Origin of the sequence: Nocardiopsis akebiae (assembly GCF_018316795.1) — a bacterium.
Taxonomy (GTDB): domain Bacteria; phylum Actinomycetota; class Actinomycetes; order Streptosporangiales; family Streptosporangiaceae; genus Nocardiopsis; species Nocardiopsis dassonvillei.
In genome coordinates, this window is record NZ_CP074132.1 from 3,423,006 (window position 1) to 3,439,728 (window position 16,723).

Here is a 16,723-nt window from a genome sequence, read left to right on the forward strand (position 1 = left end):
AGGGAGGTTTCGGTGGGGGCCGTGGCCTGTTCGGTCGGGCTCTCACGTGCGAAGATGTATTTTCTGGTCGAAAGATGGCACGGCGGGTAGGGATTCGTGAGACGAACGGCTGTCGTGCCGGATTCCGGGGTGCTGCCATGTCGGTGCAACACGCGTCCAACGAGCTGATGGTCTCCCTCGTGCGGGCCGGACACCTGGCCACCTTCGAGGAGCTACCCGCCCTCGTGGCCAAGAAGGCCGACGGCGCCGGGCTCTCCCAGGCGCGCATCTATCTGGCCGACCACCAGCAGCAGGTCCTGCGCGAGGTCACGGGAGAGGGCACCGACGCCCACCGGGGCGGTGAGGACCTGCTGGTGGACGACTCCCCGGCCGGTCAGGCCTACGTCACGGGCGTGGCCGTGCGGATGGAGGACGAACAGCGCTACTGGGTGCCGGTCCTGGACGGCGCCGAGCGCCTGGGCGTGCTGCACGTGAGCTATCCGGGCGACCCCGACCGCTCGGCGATGCGCGACCTGGCCTCCATGGTGGCGCTGCTGGTCATCGCCAAGCGCTCCAACAGCGACGCCTACGCCCGGCTGATCCGCACCAAGCCCATGTCGGTCTCGGCGGAGATGCAGTGGACGCTCATGCCGCCGGGCACCTTCGCCGACTCGCGGGTGACGATCTCGGCCGCCACCGAACCGGCCTACGACAACGCCGGGGACTCCTTCGACTACGCCCTGGACGGGGAGACCGCCCACCTGGCGATGTTCGACGCCATGGGCCACGACACCGCCGCCGGGCTCATCGCGAACCTGGCCGTGGGGGCCTTTCGCAACGAGCGCCGCAAGGGCACCCCGCTGGCCGACATCTGCCGGGGGGTGGAGAACACCCTGATCCAGGAGTTCGTGCGCACCCGCTTCGCCACCGCGATCCTGGCCGAGCTGAACATGGCCACCGGGGAGCTGTACTGGGTCAACTGCGGGCACCTGCCGCCGGTGCTCATCCGCGGCGAGGAGGTCCGCGACCTGGAGTGCGAGCCCTCGCACCCTCTGGGGATGGACCTGGGGCTGCCGGTGACGGTGTGCCGCGAGCAGCTCGAACCCGGGGACCGGCTGCTGCTGTACACCGACGGCATCATCGAGGCCCGCGACTCCGAGGGCCGCGAGTTCGGCGTGGAGCGGTTCGTGGACTTCGTCATCCGCCACCAGGCCGACAACATGCCGGTTCCCGAGACCCTGCGGCGCCTGGTGCACGCGGTGCTGGAGTACCACCACGGCAGGTTCGGCGACGACGCCACGGTGCTCTTCTGCGAGTGGCACGGCTGAGCCGGGGAAGCGGACGGGGTAGGGGCGAAACGGTAAGGACGGCGCAACCGAGACGAATCCCAGGTACCCGTATGTCAGCACAGACGGAAATCGACGGCGTGGTGTCGGCTCTGGCGGTCGCCAGCCATCTGAGCTCCTTCGCGGAGCTGCCGGCGCTCCTGTCCCAGGAAACCGCCAGGGTGGGGCTGACGGACGTGAGCGTCTACCTGTCCGACCGCCAGGAGCGGGTCCTGCGCGAGGTGACCGGTGAGGGGCCGGACGCGCACCGGGGCGGTCGGGAGATGCGCGTGGACGGCACGGTGGCGGGCCTGGCCTACACCAAGAGCGAGCCCGTGCGGATCGGCGACGAGCCGCGCTACTGGATGCCCGTCCTGGACGGCACCGAACGCCTGGGCGTGCTGCACGTGGGATCGGTCGAGGACGTTCTGGCGGTGAGGACCCTGGCCTCCATGGTGGGCCTTCTGGTGGTCGACAAGCGCTCCAACAGCGACGCCTACGCCCGGCTGATCCGCACCGAGCCCATGTCGGTCGCTGCCGAGATGCAGTGGACGCTGATGGCGCCGGGCACCTTCGCCAACCAGAGGGTCACCGTCTCGGCCGCCACCGAACCGGCCTACGACAACGCCGGGGACTCCTTCGACTACGCCTTGGACGGCGACGTCATCCACCTGGCGATGTTCGACGCCATGGGCCACGACACCGCCGCCGGACTCGTCGCGAACCTGACCGTGGGGGCCTTCCGCAACCAGCGCCGCAGCGGCACCGAACTGCACGAGATCCCCGGGGCGGTGGAGGCCATCCTGACCGAGGAGTTCGTGCGCAGCCGCTTCGCCACCGCGATCCTGGCCGAGCTGAACATGGCCACCGGGGAGCTGTACTGGGTCAACTGCGGGCACCTGCCGCCGGTGCTCATCCGGGGAGGCGGCACGCACGAACTGGAGTGCGAGCCCTCCCACCCTCTGGGGATGGACCTGGGGCTGCCGGTGACGGTGTGCCGCAAGCAGCTCGAACCCGGCGACCGGCTGCTGCTGTACACCGACGGCATCATCGAGGCCCGCGACTCCGAGGGCCGCGAGTTCGGTCTGGAACGGTTCGTGGACTTCGTCATCCGCCACCAGGCCGACCACCTGCCTGTCCCCGAGACGCTGCGGCGCCTGATCCAGGCTGTGATGGCCTACCACCACGGCAGGCTCGAGGACGACGCCACGGTGCTCTTCTGCGAGTGGCGCGGCTGACCTGGAGTTCCCGTCGTGAGCGCGGCCCCATTTCGGCCGGTGCGTTGGCCGCGTGGGTCCCCGCTTTGCGCGGGGACAGGCGCGGCAGGTCGGCGGTCTCCCGGCTGGTGTGCCCCTCGCGGCCAGCGCGGTGGTCTCCGGCTCGCGCGGCTACGGGTGTCCGCAGCGGCGGCCGGGCGCGGTCGCCGGGCCGTGGACGCTCCGCACGACACGTAGAATCCGCCCATAACACGCGGGCAGGACAACAGAATCCGGGGTGTGGCGTGGCGGAGATGGTGCACGTGGTCGTTCCTGTGCTCGCCGTGGTGGCGACCGGTCTGTTCGCCGGTTTGTTCTTCGCGTTCTCGATCGCGGTGATGCCGGGTCTGCGCAGATCCGGGGACCGGGTGATGATCGAGGCGATGCAGGGGATCAACGTCGCCATCCTCAACCCGTTCTTCGCCGTGGTCTTCATCGGCGCCCCGGTGGCGGTGCTGGCCTGCGCCGTGCTCTACGCCAGCGTCGGCGCGACCGCCTCCGCCGTGTGGTCGGGGGCGGCGCTGCTCTGCCTGGTGGCGGCCCTGGTGTCCACCTTAACGTCCTGGACCGGCAGGGCCCGGCCGAGCGGATCGCTGACCCGGCCGCCGTACGCGCCGCCTTCGAGCCGGTGTGGGTGCGCTGGAACAACGTGCGCACCCTGACCTCCCTGACCGCGCTCCTGTGCACGGTCCTGGCCCTGCGCTGACCAGGCCGGACACTTACGGCTCCCGGCCCGGGCGCCGCGACAACCCGGCCCTCCCCTCCCGCCCCCTCGGGGCCGGACGCTCCGCCCGGGCGCGGCCGGGGCCTGCGCGTCCGGCTCCCCCGGGCCGGACGGACCAGCCGTCCGGTCCGGCCCAGGCGAAGTTCCGGGCCGCGTCCCCCCCCGGGGGGTCAGACCCCCGCAGTGGCCTGGCCCTGCATCCCCGACAGCAGCGCCCGCACGTCCCGCACGCACCCCCCGCAGCCCGTCGTGGCCCGGGTCCGGTCGGCGATGGCCTCGCGGGTGCGCGCCCCGTCCAGCCAGGCCTGTTCGATCTCGGTGCGGCTGACGGCGTTGCACCGGCACACCAGCGCCTCGGCGGCCGCACCGTCGGCCTCCTCCGCGGTTGCGGTCGGCAGCCCCTGGAGCAGCGCCAGGCGGTCGGCGGGCACCGGGGCGCCCGTGTCGTAGAGCTGGGCCAGGGTCGCGGCGGCCTCGGGGAAGCCGAGCAGTACCGCGCCCACCACCTTCTCCTCGCACACCGACAGCTTGGCGTAGCGGCCGCCGTAGGGGTCGCTGATGGTCACCGTCTCCAAGTCGTCGGCGTCCTCCTCGTGCACACGCCCGAACGCGGTCAGCTCGATCCCCTCCGCCTTGAGCCGGGTCAGCGGCCTGGCTCCGGAGTAGAGGGCGTGCGGCGCGGCGCCGGTCAGGCGCCGGGCCAGCACGGCGGCCTGCTCCCAGCCGGGCTGGATGAGTCCGGCGCCGCCGCCGGGGTGCTGGGAGCAGTCGCCGATGGCGTGCACGCGGGCGTCGGAGGTCGCCAGGCGGTCGTCCACGATGACGCCGTGCTCGACCTCGATACCGGCGTCCTTGGCCAGTTCGATGTTGCCGCGCACCCCGGCGGTGACCACCAGGGCGTCGCCGGGCAGCACGCGGCCGTCGTCCAGCTCCAAGCCGGTGCCCGGAACCCAGCGGGCGGCCACCCGCCAGGAGTGCACGGTCACGCCCAGGGCGGCGTAGCGTTCGGCCAGGATGCGGGCGGCGGGCTGGTCGATCTGGCGGCGCATGATCCAGGGCGAGGACTCCACCACCGACACGCGCATGCCGCGTCCGGCCAGGCCGCGGGCGGCCTCCAGGCCCAAGACGCCCCCGCCCAGGACCACCACGGGGGCGCCCGGACGGGCCAGGGCGAGCAGCCTCCGGCAGTCGTCCAGGTCGCGCAGGGCCGTCACCCCGTCGCCGGGCGCGCCGTCGGGTCCGGCGACCCCGGTGACCGGTGGGAAGGAGGCGCGCGCCCCGGTGGCCAGGACGAGTTCGTCGTAGCCCAGCGCGCTGCCGTCGTCCAGGGTGAGGGTGCGCCGCTCGGTGTCCAGGGCGGTGGCGGTGGTGCCGGTGCGCACGGTGACGCCCGGGGTGTCGGGGACGGGCAGGCGGATCTGCTCGGGGGTGTAGTCCCCGGCGACCACGCCCGAGAGCAGTACCCGGTTGTAGGCGGGGTGGTGCTCGGCGCCGACCACGCTCACGTGGACCCGTTCTCCGGTCGGGTCCAGGCGTGCGGTCTCCTCGGCGAAGCGGGCGCCGACCATCCCGTTGCCCACGACCACGATCCGACGCGGGGACGCTCCCTGCACGGTGCTCAACTACTGCCTCCTGGTGTGTGCGTGTCCTCGGGTTCCAGCCGCACCGCGCTCACCTTGAACTCGGGCATGCGGCTGGTGGGGTCCAACGCCGGGTTCGTCAGGTTGTTGGCGGACTGGGCACCCGCGTAGTGGAAGGGCAGGAACACGGTGTCCAGGCGGGCGGTGGGCGCCAGGCGCACCCGGGCGCGCGTGTGGCCGCGCCGGGAGGTGACGCGGGCCCAGTCGCCCGCGGCGAGTCCGGCGCGCGCGGCGGTGTCGGGGTGCACCTCCACGTACGCCTCCGGTTCGGCCCGGGCCAGTTCGCCGACGCGGCGGGTCTGGGCGCCGGACTGGTAGTGGCCCATCAGCCGTCCGGTGGTCGCCACCAGGGGGTAGTCGGCGTCGGTGTCCTCGGCGGGCGGGCGGTGGGCGACCGGGACGAGGCGGGCGCGCCCGTCGGGCTGGGCGAAGGCGTCCAGGAACAGCCGGGGCGTGGGCGGCTCCTGCGCGCGCACGGGCCAGTGCAGGGCCTCGCCCGAGGCCAGCCGTTCGGGGGTGACGCCGGAGTAGTCGGCGGCGCCCCCGGCCGAGGCGCGGCCCAGTTCGGCCAGGACGGCGTCGGGGTCGGCGGGGAAGCGGTCGGCGGGCTGTCCCAGGCGCACCGCCAGCGCGGAGAGCACCTCCAGGTCGGTGCGCACCCCCTCGGGCGGGTCGGCGGCCCGGGTCCGGCGCAGGACGCGCCCCTCCAGGTTGGTCATGGTGCCGCTCTCCTCGGCCCACTGGGCCACGGGCAGCACGACGTCGGCCATGGCGGCGGTCTCGGAGAGCACGAAGTCGGCGGCCACCAGCAGGTCCAGGGAGGCCAGGCGGGCGCGCACGCGCGCGGTGTCGGGGGCCGAGACGACGGGGTTGGAGCCCAGCAGCAGCATGGCGCGCGGTCCGCCGCCGCTGCCCAGGGCGTCGAGGAGTTCGAAGGCCGAGCGGCCCGGGCCGGGCAGGGCGTCGGGGTCCACGCCCCACACCCCGGCCACGTGGGCGCGGGCGGCGGGGTCGTCGATCCTGCGGTAGCCGGGGAGCTGGTCGGCCTTCTGGCCGTGTTCGCGCCCGCCCTGGCCGTTGCCCTGGCCGGTGATGCACCCGTACCCCGAGCCCCGGCGGCCGGGCAGGCCCAGCGCCAGGGCCAGGTTGATCCAGGCCGAGACGGTGTCGGTGCCCTTGGAGTGCTGTTCGGCGCCGCGTCCGGTCAGGACGTAGGCGGAGCGGTTGCGGGCGGCCCGGCCCAGCAGGTCGGCGGCGGCGCGGATGCGGGCGGCCGGGACGCCGGTGACCTGTTCGGTGCGCTCGGGCCACCAGGCGGCGGCGTGCTCCCAGGCGGCCTCGAACCCGGTGGTGCGCTCGGCGAGGTACTCCTCGTCGCACCAGCCCTGGACGCGGGCGGCGTGCAGCAGTCCCAGGGCCAGGGCCAGGTCGGTGCCGGGGCGGGGGGCCAGGTGCGTGCCGCCGCCTGAGAGCGCGACCTGGGCGGTGGCCGAGCGGCGGGGGTCGATGACGATGAGTGTGGGCGCGGACAGGTGGCCCATCATCGGCGGCATGGTCTCGGCCGGGTTGGCCCCGGCCAGCAGGACCACCTCTGCCTCGCCGACGTCGGTCAGCGGGAAGGGCATCCCCCGGTCCAGGCCGAAGGCCCGCGTGCCCCCGGCGGCGGCCGAGGACATGCAGAACCGGCCGTTGTAGTCGATCTGGGAGGTGCCCAGGGCCAGGCGGGCGAACTTGCCCAGGGTGTAGGACTTCTCGTTGGTCAGGCCGCCGCTGCCGAAGACCGCGACGGTGTCGGGTCCGGACTCGGCGCGCAGGGCCAGCAGGCGTTCGGCGACGTGGTCCAGGGCGGTGTCCCAGTCGGTCTCGACCAGGTCGGCGCCGCGGTCCTTGCGCACCAGGGGGCGGGTGAGCCGGTCGGGGACGGTGAGGACCTCGGCGGAGGTCCAGCCCTTGCGGCACAGTCCGCCGCGGTTGGTGGGGAAGGGCGCGGGGCGGGCGGCCAGACGCCCGTCGGGGCCGGCCTCCAGGTGCATGGCGCACTGGAGCGCGCAGTAGGGGCAGTGCGTGGTGGTCATCGGTCGGCGCTCTCCACGCTGGCGGCGCCGACCGGGGAGGGGGCGGGGCGGCGCAGGTAGACGGCCCAGGTGACGGCGGCGCACGCCAGGTAGAAGGCGCCGAAGGCGACGAAGGCCGGGGCCGTGGAGCCGGTGGCGGCGAAGGACTCGCGGAAGGCGATGTTGACGCCCACCCCGCCCAGGGCGCCGACCGCGCCGATGAGGCCGAGCACGGAGGAGGCCACCCGCTTGGTGCGGGCCAGGGCCTGTTCCCGGGGTTCCCCGGCGGCGACGGCGTCCTCGGCGCGGGCGGCGTACAGCGAGGGGATCATCTTGTAGGTGGAGCCGTTGCCCAGGCCGGTGAGGACGAACATGACCGCGAACGCGCCGATGAACAGGGCCAGCTGGGCGGCCTGGACGGAGAGCACCAGGACGGCGGCGCAGGCGGCCATGGCCAGGAAGACCCACAGGGTGACGCGGGCCCCGCCCAGGGAGTCGGCCATCCTGCCGCCCACGGGGCGGATCAGGGAGCCGATGACCGGGCCGAGCACGGCGATGGCGGCGGACTGCACGGGCGCCAGCCCGAACTGGGACTGCAGCAGCAGGCCGAAGGCGAAACCGGTGCCGATGAAGGAACCGAAGGTGCCCACGTACAGCAGCGACATGATCCAGAAGTGGCGGTCGCGGACGGCCGACAGCTGCGCGGAGAGGTCGTTGCGCACGTGGACAAGGTTGTTCATGGACCGGTGCGCCCACCAGGCGGCCAGCAGGATCAGCGGCGCGTAGAACAGCGGGACCAGGTACCCGGCGGAGGTGGTGAACAGGGCGATGACGGCCAGGCCCACGAGTTGGACGGTGGCCACGCCGATGTTGCCGCCGCCCGCGTTCAGGCCCAGCGCCCACCCCTTCTCCCGTTCGGGGAAGTAGGAGTTGATGTTGGCCATGGAGGAGGAGAAGTTGCCGCCGCCCACGCCCGCGGTGGCGGCCAGGACCAGCAGCAGCCAGAAGGGGGTGTCGGGGTCGCGGACCAGGAAGAAGGCGGCGACGGTGGGCACGGCCAGGGTCAGGGTGGAGATGACCGTCCAGTTGCGTCCGCCGAGGGCGGGCACGGCCAGGGTGTAGGGCACGCGCAGGATCGCGCCGACCAGGGTGACCACCGACAGGAGCAGGAACTTCTGCTCGGGGGTGGTGGAGAAGCCGTGCTCGGGGATCATGAAGAGCACGAGTACCGACCAGATGCTCCACACCGAGAAGCCGATGTGCTCGGAGGCGATGGAGGCCCACAGGTTGCGGCGGGCCACGCGTCGCCCGCCGCCGTCCCAGAACCCTTCGTCCTCGGGGTCCCAGGCGGAGATCCAGCTCTTACCGGTGCGCGGTGCGCGCGGGCCAGTCTCAGAGGCCACGGCCGTGCCTTCCTGCTCGACGGCTGCTGACGAAACCGAAGGTAGGGAGCCCGCGTTGCCTGGAGGTGTCCAGCCGTAACACGCGGGAAACAGTCGGCTCACCCGGAGTGCGCGGCCGCGGTGAGAAGCCCTGTCCTTCCTGGTGGGAGGGGGTAGGGGCGTTCACGGCGCGGCGGACCTCCTGGTGGGCGTTATGGCGCGGATCACCGCCGGTGGCGGAGGCCGCCCGCTGGCGTTCCCGCCCCGGGGCTCCCGGGTGCGGCGGACCGCCGTGAGCGGGCGCCGCCCCCGGAAGATACCGGACATCCGTGCCGCCGGGTGAACGGGAAGCGTGGGTTGTGGCCGGAAACCGACCGCTTTCCTTCATAGCGTGGGAGCACCTTCCGTCGAGCACGAGGAGTTTGCGATCGGTTTCCCCTCAGCACAATTTCGCAGGGCGTGGCTACGGTGTGTGTGCTGGTTCGAGGGGGAGGTGCGCACACTGTGTTGACAGGGTTTCGGCACCGGCTCGCACTCACCGATGAGCAGGCCGAGTCGTGCCAGGTCTATGGCGATATCTGTCGGGCGGTGTGGAACACCGGCCTTGAACAGCTTCGCGAGGCCAAGGTGCGTTGGCGTGCCAAGGGGCGTTCGCCGCGCAGACCGCGCACACGCTGTGTGCCAAGAACGCGGTCGTGGTGCTGGAAAAGCTCCGGACCAAGAACATGACCGCCTCCGCGAAAGGCACTGTCGAGGCGCCGGGTGTCAACGTTCGTCAGACGGCGGGGTTGAACCGGGCGATCCTGGCCAAGGGACGGCACGGGTTCACGCTCGCCTGTCAGAACGCGGCCCGGCGCACCGGTACCCGGATCGTGGAGGTCGATCCCGCGTACACGTCCCAGACCTGTCATCCGTGCGGATACGTCGCGGCGGAGAGCAGAGAGAGCCAATCGGTCTTTTGCTGCGGCAGGTGCGGGCACACAGCTCATGCGGACGTCAACGCGGCCCAGAACATCCTCACGCGCGGATGGACTGACCCTTCGGGGTGAACCGTGCCAGCCCGCCGAGACCTCTGGAGTGCCATGTCGGTGAATCAGGAACCAGCTGCGGCCGCGAGGCGCGCAGCACCGACCGTGCCGCAAGGCCTGGTCGGAATCTCCCGCGTTCACGAGGAAGAGGAAGTCAAGCGTATCGCCGTGACCACGCCCACCGGCAACGTCGGCCGCCACGTGGTGGCCGGTCTGGTCCGCGCGGGCGTGCGCCCGCTCGTGCTGCTGCGCGATCCGGCCCGGTTGGACCCGGCGCTGGCCGACTGGGTCGACCCGGTGGCTGTGGACCAGCGCGACCCGGACGCGGTCCTGGCCGCGACCGCGGGCGTGGACGCGCTGTACTGGGTGAGCCCGCCGGTCCCGGCCGAGGACCCGGTCGCCGCGCACGCCCGGATGGGCGCGCACGCCGCCCGCGCCGTCACCGCCAACGGGATCTCCCGCGTCGTCTTCCAGAGCAGCGTCGGCGCGGAGAAGCGCGGCGGGGCCGGGGAGATCGACGGGCTGGCCCGCACCGAGCAGCTGCTGGAGGAGACCGGCGCGACCGTGGCGCACCTGCGGTGCGGCTTCTTCTTCACCAACCTGCTGATGGAGCTGGACGCCATCCGCTCCGGCACCGTCTCGGTGGTGCTGCCCGTGGACCGTCCGATGCCCTGGGTGGCGCCGCGCGACATCGCCGACACGGCCGTGGGCCTGCTGCTCAACCCCGACCTGGCGGGCCGGACCGTGCGGGCCGTGCACGGACCCGCCGACCTGAGCTGGGAGCGGGCCGCGGCGGTGGTCACCGAGGTGACGGGGCGCCGCGTGCGGGCCCAACGCGTTCCCGACGAGCGCATGCGCGAGGTGCTCGCGGACGCGGGCCTGGGGCCGGGCTCCGTCGAGGCGGTCATGGGCATGTCCACCGGGCTGCGTGAGGACTTCACACCCGAGCAGCCCCGCACCGCGGCGACCACGACGCCGACCACCCTGGCCGCCTGGTGCCAGGACGAGCTGCGGCCCCTGCTCTGACCCCGTGGGTGCCGCGCTCCCGCGTGTCTGTCGGGCGCGCCCCGGCTCCCAGGCCGCGAACGCCGCACGGGCCTTTTCCTGCCAGACCGGCTACGGCACGTCCAATGCGGCGCTGGAGGCGGTCACCAGGTCCACCGCGCTGGACCCGGCGGCGCGGGGCTCCCGCGCGCCGTCCTGGGCCGGGCGCGGCGATCGCGGCCTTCCTTGACACGTGGGGACACCGCCCCGGGCGCCGTGCCCGGGGCGGTGCGGTGCTCAGGAGTCGGCGTCCGGGGCGCGCATGGCGTCGGCGATCCAGGAGTAGGGCAGCGTCTCCTCCTCGGGCGGGGTCCCGTTGACCGCCGCCACCAGGGACAGGTACCGGCCGTGGGTGTCGTCGTAGACGGGGTCCTCGGAGGCGGCGTCCTCCTCGGCGATCTGGCGCTCGATATCGGGGATCCGCCGGAACGCCTCGGCCATCCGGTCGCGGACCTCGCGGGTGAGCGAGGTGTCGGACACCCCCGCGGCCTCCTCCATGAAGCGCGTGATGGCCTCCTGGGCCCGAGGGGAGCGGGGGGACTCGCCGTCGCGGTGCGCGGCCAGGACCTCCTTCATGAGCTCGGTCCCGCTCCCGTACATGAAGTCCTGGAACCGCGGGCTGGCGATGCTCCTGCCCACGTCCGCGGAGTAGGTGTCGCGCAGGTAGGTGCGGACCGCCTCGCGGAACTCCGGGTCCCGCACCAGGTCGGCCAGTTCGATCCACGCCTCCAGTTGGGCGGCCGTGGGGTCCGCGGGCAGGACCGGGCGCATCTCGCGCAGTCGGTCGACGAAGCCCTCGGGGACGTCGAGGCCCTCGCCGACGTCGTTCCAGAAGTCGTCGATGACCTGCTCGCGCTCCTCGTCGGTCATCGAGACGAGCTTGTGCATCAGGTCGGCCCGCGCGGTGGTGGCACCCTGCTTGATCAGGGTCCGCAGCACCGCCCTCCTGGCCCGCATGGTGCGCTCCTGGCGCTCGACCACCTCCAGGTGGGTGGTGAGCAGGTCGTGCAGTGTCGTGCCGCCTTCGATCAGTCGGCGGATCTCCTCCAGGTCGGTGTCCAACTCGCGCAGGGTGCGGACGAGTTCCAGACGGGCGATGGTGTCGATGTCGTAGAGGCGGTGGCCCGCGTCGGTCAGGCGCGCGGGCTCGACGACTCCGGCGTCGGCGTAGAAGCGGACGGCGCTGACGCTCAGGCCGCTGCGGCGCGCGGCGTCTCCGATGGGGTACAGCTCGTGGTCGTGCATGGGAGCCACTGTGGTACCTCAAGCGGCTTGAGATGCAAGTCCGTGGACGCACGGGTTCGTACCGGACGCGGAACCGGCACGGTCGCGCTCTCCCACCGCATGACATCCGTCATGCCCGGACCGTGCGATCCGCACGGGCAACACATGATCCGTGGCACTCAGTCACGGGCTTGCTCCGGTCTAGGTTCGAAGCAGGGAACGGCGGTCCACGAGGCGACAGGGAGCCCGAGATGTTCGAGGAACGGCGTCGGCGTCGGGCCGTGCGGCGGGTCGGGCCGGGGAACGGGCGCGCGCTTAAGCCCTTCCGCTGGTGGCAGCTGACCTCCCGTGCCCTGTTCTACCTCGCGCTGGGCGACGCCGACGGTCGGCGGACGGTCTACGCCGTCCACGTCGACCACACGCAGCGGTTCTTCTCGGAGGACGGCAAGGGCAGGGCCGACCTGTACCTCGACGGCAGGCACCACGCCGAGTCCCGGCTCCCCGCCGTCTTCCCCGTGCGGGGCGGGGTGATCGAGGTGGCGGCGACGGCCTTCGGTCTCAGGCGCTGCCACTACGTCACCGACGAGGGGACCGAGCACCGGCTCGTTCCGGACCCGCGCTCCGGCGAGGGGCGCCGCGCGCGCCTGGAGCGGGAGCACCCCGCGCTGAGCCGCTGGATCGGAGTCCTCTCACTGCTCCTGCTCGTCGTGCCCGCGGTGCTGCTCGTCCCCCAGCTCGTCGAGGTGGCCTTCGAGCTGCCGCCCGTGGCCGAGCGCTTCGGGACGTTCACCTCACCCGTTGACCTGCCCGTGTGGCTCAACACCGCGCTCTCGCTCGGCGCCGCGGCGGCCAGCACGGAGCGCGCCCTGCGCCTGCGCTACAACTGGCTGCTGGACTCCGCGGCCCAGGGGTGAGGGGGCGGACCCGACCGGTCAGGAGGTCCGGGCGGGGGCCACCGTCGCCGTGGGGTGCCGCGGCCCCTCCCGGGGGCGAAGGCCGGGTGCACGGCCTCCGGCGACGGCTATTCGCCCTTGTCGGTGGTCTTCTTGCCGGCGGCCGCGCCGAAGGCGACGCCCATACACAGGCCCAGTGCCACACCGAGCGCCAGGTTGTTCATGAGCAGGCCGAAGGAGGTGCCGAAGCAGACGCCGAGCGCCAGCCCCAGTGCGAGGTGGTTGTCCTTGTCCTTGTCCTTGTTCATGCGTCCCCTTCGCGGCCGTGTGTCGGTTCTTGGACGCGGGGTTGCCGTCCACGGTTCCCCGCGACGGGGCTCCGGCTCACTGCGGCGGCTCCAGGGGTGCGGCGACGTGCTTGCGGGCGCTGTCGTAGATGATCTGGCTGCGGAAGCTGGCCACCTCGCGGCGCTGGGTGAGCCGGTCGATGAGGAAGCTGTGCAGCGCGTCCAGGGAGGGCACGGACACGTGCACCAGGAAGTCCTGCTCCCCCGCCACGACGTAGACCGCCAGCACCTCGGGCAGGGCGAACATCGCGCCCTTGAAGCCCTCGATGACCTGGCGGCTGGGCGGGCGCAGCTGCACCGAAACGAAGGCCTCCACCTCCCGGTTGAGCGCGGCCGGGTCGATGTCGGCGTGGTAGCCCCGGATGACCCCGCGCCGGTGCAGCAGGCGCACCCGTTCCAGACAGGTGGAGGGCGCCACGCCGAGCTTGTGCGCGAGGGCGCGGTTGGTCTGCCGCGCGTCCTGCTGGAGTTCGCGCACGATCGCCGAATCAAGTTCGTCCATGGCCCCCACGGTAGCCCCTCGGTCGAATAGTGTTCGGCCCCACAACCATGAGTGCGACCGTATGGCTAGGTTCTGCACCGTTCACAAGCCATATGAACGGGGTAACCATGGGAATGTCCACCAAGATCGTCGTCGTCCTGCGCGAGGGCCTGGAGCCCCCTCTCGCCGCCAACGCGGGGGTGGTGCTGGGCTTGGCGCTGGGCGGGCGGATGGAGAACTCGCTGGCCGCCGACGGCAAGGACGCGGGCGGCGGCGTGCACGCCGGGCTCAACCCGCACCCGGTGCCGACCCTGGTGGCCTCGGCGGAGCAACTGCGTCAGCTCAAGGCCGGGGCCGACGAGCGCGACCTGACGGTGGTGGGCTTCAACGAGGTGGCACGCCGCTCCCGCGACTACGTGGAGTACCTGGACTCCCTCGCGGCCACCGAACCGCAGGACGTCGAGTACGTGGGGGTGGCCGTCTTCGGGGCGCGCAACGCCGTCAACAAGCTCACCGGGAAGCTGGCGCTGATGCGCTGATGCGCTGACGTCGGTGGTCGTGGTGTGACGGGGCGCGGATCGGGGGATCGGCGCCCCGCCGCCCCGGGAGGAGCACGCGCCGTTCGCGGCCGGTGAATCGGCGGGGTCGGACGGGCGGGGACTCCAGGGCCGGTCACACGCCCCCGGTGAGATCCTCCAGCTCCCGGTAGGAGGACACGGTGCGTACCTGCCGCTCGGTGAGGCGGTCGATCCGGGCCCTGGCCGCCCGCCCCTGCGCCCCGGTCGGCAGGAGGCCCCGGTGGATCTCGGGCAGGGCCAGCTCCCAGCCGCACACCGCCCTTGCCGGGTAGCGGTACCACTGGCGCACGACCACCGAGCCGACCCGGAGCGCGTGCTCGTTGCCCGGGGGAACATTCGGGCGGTCGGGCTCCCGGGCCAGGTAGCGGTGCCCGTCGGCCAGGTCGCAGGGCCCGCAACCCGGGTCACCCGAGCCCAGGGCCCGGCCGCACTCGGGGCACACCAGGCGGTCCATGGCCGCGTCCACCACCCGCCAGGCGAACTGGCCTGGGTCGGAGAGCACGAGTTCGGCCAGTTCGCGTTCGGAGTCGCCGCCCGGCTCGGCGTTCCACTCCGCGCACGCCTCGGCCCAGGCGCGGTCGGTCTCCGCGCGGACGAGCCGCATCGTCTCGGCCAGTTCCGGGGTGCGCCAGCCGTCGCGGATGGGTGTCATGCGCTGCACGCTAACCCGGTCGTACCGTCGCGTGCCATGAGTTTTCCCCGCCCTCCTCCACTTACCACCGGGTCCTCCCCCGTCACCGAACCGGCCCGGCTCAGACCGGGTGGCGGACGGTCGCACCATCGAGGAGGTCGCCGACTACCTCCAACGGGCCATGGGCACCGTCAGCCGGTTCGAGACGGGGGTCTATCCGACTCGCCGCACGGAGGACCCGGCGCGACCCGCCGGGCCCCGTCACGTCGACCGTCCGGATCAGCCGCCGCCGGGCGCGGCCGACCGGCCGACCAGATCGGACGCGGACGCCCGCGGTGCCAGCGTCAGCCGGTCCCACGAGGCGACGTCGCGCTGGAACTGCCGGTCGTGGGTGGCGAGCACCACCGCCGCCCCGGTGGCGCCCAGGCCCTCGGTGAGCTCGTCGACCAGGGCGATCGAGAGGTGGTTCGTCGGCTCGTCCAGCAGCAGCACGTGCGGCCGGGACGCCAGCGCGAGGGCCAGGTCGAGCCTGCGCTGCTGCCCCATGGACAGCTCACGCAACGGCTTGTTCACGTCCGCCGACGAGAGCAGCCCCAGAGAACTCAACGACACCGTCTCGCCCTCCCCGAGCACGCCCTCGCTGACGAGGCGTCCCAGGTGGGCGTTGAAAACCTCCCGAGCACGACGCGTTCCGGCCTGGGGCGACTCCTGCGTCAGCAGTCGCACCCGTGCGGTGCGCGCGGTGCGCACACCGCCGCCGGTCGGCCCGATCCGCCCGGCGAGCACCGACAGCAGCGTCGACTTGCCCGCCCCGTTGGCTCCGGTGACCACCAGCCGCGAACCGGAGTCGAGGGACAGGGTGACCGGCTGCTCCAGCCGCCCCGCGACGGTGACCTCCTCGGCCCTGACCAGGGTCACGCCGGGCAGTGCCGCCAGTTCCGGCATCCGGAACCGCAGCGGGGGCGGCGGCATGGTGACCGCGTGCGCCTCCAGGTCGTCGCGCCGACGGTGGACGGAGCGCACGAGCCCGGGCGCGCGGGTCGCCCGCTGGTGCTTGCCGGTGCCCTTGTCCGGCCGCCAGCCGCTGACGAGCCGGTGCTGCGCCTCGGACAGGTCCTGGGTGAGGCGGGCGTGCTCGGCCTGCTGCTGCTCGTACTCGGCGGCCCAGCGTTCGCGTTCGGCGCGCCGCCCCTCCTGGTACCCGGCGAACCCGCCGCCGTAGACGCGGGGTGCGCCGTCGCGGCTCGGGTCGAGGTCGAGCACCGTCGTGACCACGTCCGAGAGCAGGGCGCGGTCGTGGCTGACGAGCACCACGCCGTTGCCGTGCCCGCGCAGTCGGGCGGTCAGGAAGTCGAGCCCGGCGGCGTCGAGGTGGTTAGTGGGCTCGTCCAGCAGCAGGAAGTCGTGCGAGGCGCCCAGCAGGCAGGCCAGCCGGACGCGGTAGCGCTGGCCCACCGACAGCTCCGCCAGCGGCCGGGAGCGGTCGGTGACGGCGCCCAGGTTCTCCAGGGCGAGGTCGACGCGCCGGTCGGCGTCCCAGGCGTCCAGGACCTCGGCGGCGTTCAGGGCCGCGGCGTACCTCTCGGCGGCCAGGGGATCGCCCCCGGCCAGCCGCGCGGCGCTGGCGTCGAGCGCGGCCAGTGCCGCGCGGGCGTCGGCGAGTTCGACGTCGATCAGGTCCCCGACGGTACGGCCGCCGGTCGCCCGCATCTCCTGTTCGGCGACGCCGAGGGTGCCGATGCGCCGCACGGTCCCGGAGTCGGGTTCGAGCGCGCCGGCGAGGATGTGCAGCAGCGTGGACTTGCCGCGGCCGTTCTCGCCCACGACTCCCCAGCGGGATCGCGGTGTGACGGTCATGTCGACGCCGGAGAGGACCGTGCGGCCGCCGCGGTCGATGTGGACGCCGTTCGCGGTCAGTTGCGCCCGCTCACCGGCGGGCAGCACGAGTCTGGGGTTGAGGGTGTTCACTGTTCCTCCGAACAGAGCTCCGCCCGGCGCGGTGGCGGCGGGGTGCGCGGAGCTCCTCGAGCTGACGGAAAGACCCGCGAAGCGGGTCGGTGCTCACGTCGGGCACCCGCGGCAACGTGAAGGCGGGGCGGGTGCTCGGGCTCGGATCAGAGGTACAGAGGCAGATGCA

Annotated in this window: 15 protein-coding genes and 1 pseudogene; 8 read left to right on the forward strand and 8 right to left on the reverse strand. The window is 73.0% G+C overall.

Annotated features, from left to right (window positions below; all coding sequences use genetic code 11):
• The first annotated feature begins 137 nt into the window (after positions 1-137).
• The 3 genes and pseudogenes from KGD83_RS14685 to KGD83_RS14695 all read left to right on the forward strand — a co-directional run bounded on the left by KGD83_RS14685 (position 138) and on the right by KGD83_RS14695 (position 3,266).
• Positions 138-1,307, forward strand: coding sequence for a PP2C family protein-serine/threonine phosphatase (locus tag KGD83_RS14685; protein ID WP_212639757.1), 1,170 nt, complete (start codon positions 138-140; stop codon positions 1,305-1,307).
• Positions 1,308-1,378: 71 nt separating this feature from the next.
• The gene (locus KGD83_RS14690; protein WP_212639758.1) at positions 1,379-2,542 is read left to right on the forward strand and encodes a PP2C family protein-serine/threonine phosphatase; all 1,164 of its coding nucleotides are present in this window, start codon (positions 1,379-1,381) and stop codon (positions 2,540-2,542) included.
• Between the two features lie 263 nt (positions 2,543-2,805).
• Positions 2,806-3,266 (forward strand): annotated as a pseudogene (locus KGD83_RS14695) (anthrone oxygenase family protein).
• 188 nt (positions 3,267-3,454) lie between these two features.
• On the opposite strand, the gene KGD83_RS14700 reads toward KGD83_RS14695, so the two are convergent.
• The 3 genes from KGD83_RS14700 to KGD83_RS14710 are packed head-to-tail and all read right to left on the reverse strand — an operon-like array spanning position 3,455 to position 8,381.
• Positions 3,455-4,906, reverse strand: a complete 1,452-nt coding sequence (locus KGD83_RS14700) for an FAD-dependent oxidoreductase (protein WP_212639759.1) — start codon at positions 4,904-4,906, stop codon at positions 3,455-3,457.
• Entirely contained in the window at positions 4,903-6,999 is a 2,097-nt protein-coding gene (locus tag KGD83_RS14705; protein ID WP_212639760.1) for a molybdopterin oxidoreductase family protein, read from the reverse strand. The genes KGD83_RS14700 and KGD83_RS14705 overlap by 4 nt, the downstream gene beginning before the upstream one ends.
• A complete protein-coding gene (locus KGD83_RS14710; protein WP_212639761.1) occupies positions 6,996-8,381 on the reverse strand; it encodes an MFS transporter in 1,386 nt (461 codons plus the stop codon). The genes KGD83_RS14705 and KGD83_RS14710 overlap by 4 nt, the downstream gene beginning before the upstream one ends.
• 483 nt (positions 8,382-8,864) lie before the next feature.
• Here KGD83_RS14710 and KGD83_RS28645 point away from each other — a divergent pair, with 483 nt between their 5' ends.
• The 3 genes from KGD83_RS28645 to KGD83_RS14720 all read left to right on the forward strand — a co-directional run bounded on the left by KGD83_RS28645 (position 8,865) and on the right by KGD83_RS14720 (position 10,414).
• Positions 8,865-9,089 carry a helix-turn-helix domain-containing protein gene (locus KGD83_RS28645; protein ID WP_249351868.1) on the forward strand — a complete coding sequence of 75 codons (225 nt, stop codon included), beginning with the start codon at positions 8,865-8,867 and terminating at the stop codon, positions 9,087-9,089.
• On the forward strand, positions 9,056-9,409 hold the full coding sequence (locus KGD83_RS28650; RefSeq protein ID WP_249351869.1) for a transposase: 354 nt from the start codon (positions 9,056-9,058) through the stop codon (positions 9,407-9,409). Before KGD83_RS28645 ends, KGD83_RS28650 begins: the two co-directional genes overlap by 34 nt.
• Before the next feature lie 147 nt (positions 9,410-9,556).
• The gene (locus KGD83_RS14720; RefSeq protein WP_249351870.1) at positions 9,557-10,414 is read left to right on the forward strand and encodes an NAD(P)H-binding protein; all 858 of its coding nucleotides are present in this window, start codon (positions 9,557-9,559) and stop codon (positions 10,412-10,414) included.
• Positions 10,415-10,669: 255 nt separating this feature from the next.
• On the opposite strand, the gene KGD83_RS14725 is transcribed toward KGD83_RS14720, so the two are convergent.
• Entirely contained in the window at positions 10,670-11,677 is a 1,008-nt protein-coding gene (locus KGD83_RS14725) for a MerR family transcriptional regulator (protein WP_212639762.1), read from the reverse strand.
• A 230-nt stretch (positions 11,678-11,907) separates the two neighbouring features.
• Between KGD83_RS14725 and KGD83_RS14730 the strand changes: the two genes are divergently transcribed.
• Entirely contained in the window at positions 11,908-12,570 is a 663-nt protein-coding gene (locus KGD83_RS14730; protein WP_212639763.1) for a hypothetical protein, read from the forward strand.
• Positions 12,571-12,677: 107 nt separating this feature from the next.
• On the opposite strand, the gene KGD83_RS14735 is transcribed toward KGD83_RS14730, so the two are convergent.
• A complete protein-coding gene (locus tag KGD83_RS14735; RefSeq protein ID WP_212639764.1) occupies positions 12,678-12,857 on the reverse strand; it encodes a hypothetical protein in 180 nt (59 codons plus the stop codon).
• Positions 12,858-12,933: 76 nt separating this feature from the next.
• Positions 12,934-13,398 (reverse strand): Lrp/AsnC family transcriptional regulator, encoded by a 465-nt coding sequence (locus tag KGD83_RS14740; RefSeq protein WP_036552214.1) that lies wholly within the window; start codon positions 13,396-13,398, stop codon positions 12,934-12,936.
• 107 nt (positions 13,399-13,505) lie between these two features.
• Here KGD83_RS14740 and KGD83_RS14745 point away from each other — a divergent pair, with 107 nt between their 5' ends.
• Entirely contained in the window at positions 13,506-13,916 is a 411-nt protein-coding gene (locus KGD83_RS14745) for a DUF2000 domain-containing protein (protein ID WP_212639765.1), read from the forward strand.
• A 133-nt stretch (positions 13,917-14,049) separates the two neighbouring features.
• Here the strand turns inward: KGD83_RS14745 and KGD83_RS14750 are convergent, their stop codons facing one another.
• Complete coding sequence (locus tag KGD83_RS14750) at positions 14,050-14,607, reverse strand: hypothetical protein (protein ID WP_249352517.1); 558 nt, start codon at positions 14,605-14,607, stop codon at positions 14,050-14,052.
• A gap of 258 nt (positions 14,608-14,865) precedes the next feature.
• The gene (locus KGD83_RS14755) at positions 14,866-16,554 is read right to left on the reverse strand and encodes an ABC-F family ATP-binding cassette domain-containing protein (RefSeq protein WP_212639766.1); all 1,689 of its coding nucleotides are present in this window, start codon (positions 16,552-16,554) and stop codon (positions 14,866-14,868) included.
• Positions 16,555-16,723 lie beyond the last annotated feature (169 nt).